The organism is Nitrospira sp. BLG_2 (assembly GCF_049222245.1).
In genome coordinates, this window is sequence record NZ_JBLYIG010000532.1 from 1 (window position 1) to 2593 (window position 2593).

A 2593-nucleotide genomic window follows, 5' to 3' on the forward strand; every position below is an offset into this window, starting at 1 on the left:
GTCTTGTACATGTCCGGCTATCCCGACCATCCGGTGTTCGAGCAGGGCGGAGTCAATCGGGATACGGCCTTTCTTCAGAAACCCTTCACGCCCAATCTATTGACCCAAAAAGTTCGTGAAGTGCTCGATGGAAAGAAGGTCGTGGCGTAGAAAATTGCTAAAACAACTATTCTGAAGGAGGAAGAAGCCTCGTCTGCGGGGAAGACGCTTACCCTGACTGCCCACGGGTTCTCGTCTTACAATCTCGTGGCTGCTGCCTGTCTTTTCATCCATGCTCCCTCGGATACGCGATAGGTATCCTTCCGTTACGTCTCTACGACTCATGGTTTCTCTTTGCGCAATTCCAAAATGGCCTCGAGAATATCCGCTGGGCGCGGCGGGCAGCCCGGGATACGGACATCGACCGGGATGTGTCGCTCAACCGGCCCCGTCACGGCATAACTTCCTTTGAAGACTCCGCAATCGATGGCGCAGTCGCCGAGCGCAATGACGATTTTCGGGTCAGGTGTTTGCTTGTGCACATCTTTCAATGCTCGCTCCATGTTGACGGTGACCGGTCCCGTCACGACCAATGCATCGGCGTGTCGCGGGGAGGCCACGATGTGCAGGCCGAACCGCTCGGCATCGTACACGGAATTCATGAGCGCGTTCATTTCCATCTCACAGGCGTTGCACGAGCCGGTATCCACTTCACGGATCGCGAACGACCGTTTGAAGAGCCCGGCTTTCTTCTTAACTTCCGGGACGACGGGCACCGCAGGCGTCTCTCCTTTTTGATACTGGCCCGTCACGACTCCGGTCCGCAGACTTTTTTGGATGATACGGAACATGTTCGGCCTCCCTACAGATCATTCCCAGCGTATGAAAGGTTAAAGCTCTTGTTGATGAGTGGAAAGTCCGGGATGATATTTCCCGGCACCGCCCATTGAATCGCTGGCCAGTTTACGAATGAAGGGTCGCGGACCTTGCACCGATGAATCCGACTACCTTCTCCCGCCATCACCATGTAAAGAATTTCCCCTCGCCATCCTTCAACCGCCGACAACGTCCAGTCGCCATGATTCGGCGAGTAACTTGGTTGATTGGCGATGGGACCAGCCGGAATCTTGCCGCACATTTCTCGGATGAGCCGAATGGATTCGTGGATCTCATCGCCACGAACACGCAACCTGGCCCTCACGTCACCGTAGCGATACAGCGCCACGTTCACGCGTAACTCATCATAAGCGGCGAATGGGCGATCACGCCTCAGGTCGCAATCCATGCCCGATGCTCGACCCACGACGCCCATTACCGCATGATCCCACGCCGCTCGCTCGTGGAGGATCCCCGTCGTCTCCAGTCGATCGGTGAGAGAGGCGTTCGCAAAAATGATGGCCCCCACTTCGGAGAAGTCCGGCTGGATTCGGTTCAGTTCCTCGACGATCTCGGCGAGTCGGCCGTTGTCTATATCCCGCGTTACCCCCCCGACCCGGATGGCGCCTCGCAGGAACCGTGACCCTGTCAGCCGGTCATTGAGCTGCATAATCCGCTCTTTCATCCGGCCGCAATGGGCATGAGCCAGCGCATAGGCCGTGTCATTACACATGGCGCCGATGTCGCCGAGATGATTGGACAGCCGTTCCAGCTCCAGAAAGAGAGTACGCAGATACTTGGCGCGTCGAGGGACTTCGAGGTGTAGGAGCGCTTCAACCGCCTGACAATAGGCCAGGCTGTGTCCCACTGTTGTGTCCCCTGACACCCGTTCCGCCAGCGGCACAGCCTCGATCAGGGTCCGTTGTTCAAAAAGCTTTTCTACTCCACGATGTTTCCAAAAATGGCGCAGCTCGAGCTGCATGATCGGTTCACCCGCCACGGAAAACCGAAAATGTCCCGACTCGATGATTCCGGCATGGATGGGTCCCACCGGCACTTCAAACACCCCTTCTCCTTCAATATGACGGAAGCGATGCTCGCCCTGCTGTCGACCGAGCACACAGTCCCAGGAAAAGTCCTTCCTGAGCGGATGTATTCCCTTTGGCCAATGTTCGTGCCGGACCAGACGTCGCAAGTCCGGGTGCCCTTGGGGAATCAACCCGAACATGTCGCGAATCTCGCGCTCATACCACTGGGCGGCATGAATGTGCGGGGTAAGAGATGGAAACAGCCGATCGGTGCCTGCCAGTTCAGTGGACAACACCACCCAGTGGTGAGATGTCTCCAGGGTAAACAAGTAATAAAGCCCGTACGTGTCACGAGCTGGGCGATGATCACAGGCCCATAAAAGCGTCAAGCGGCCACGCAAGCTTGGTTGAGTATGAATGTAGTAGGTGATCGCCGGGAGAAGATCCTTGGGGATCAGGAAATGTGAGGACTTCCCACAGACCGGATCATTCTGCCGAATGGCCGGAAACGCGGCTTTAAGGACGCCGTCACAGTGCCTCACCTCTGCCATGATCATCCTCTCCTATTGAATCACCAGAATTGTGACCGCCTGTTCCAAAAGCTGTTGTATAGGCTGTGGAAGGAAAAATCCGAATCCCACCAGCGCTCCGGCAAGAAAAATGATCGGCAGATGACCGAGTGTCCAGATGTCTCCCCGGACAATTCCTTC

At 56.2% G+C, this 2593-nt stretch carries 2 protein-coding genes; both read right to left on the reverse strand.

Features of this window, described 5'->3' with window-relative positions; all coding sequences use genetic code 11:
- Positions 1-320 precede the first annotated feature (320 nt).
- Entirely contained in the window at positions 321-830 is a 510-nt protein-coding gene (locus ACOSYY_RS14250) for an NADH-quinone oxidoreductase subunit B family protein (RefSeq protein WP_421663186.1), read from the reverse strand.
- A gap of 11 nt (positions 831-841) precedes the next feature.
- Positions 842-2434 (reverse strand): hydrogenase large subunit, encoded by a 1593-nt coding sequence (locus ACOSYY_RS14255; RefSeq protein WP_421663188.1) that lies wholly within the window; start codon positions 2432-2434, stop codon positions 842-844.
- Between the last annotated feature and the right edge of the window lie 159 nt (positions 2435-2593).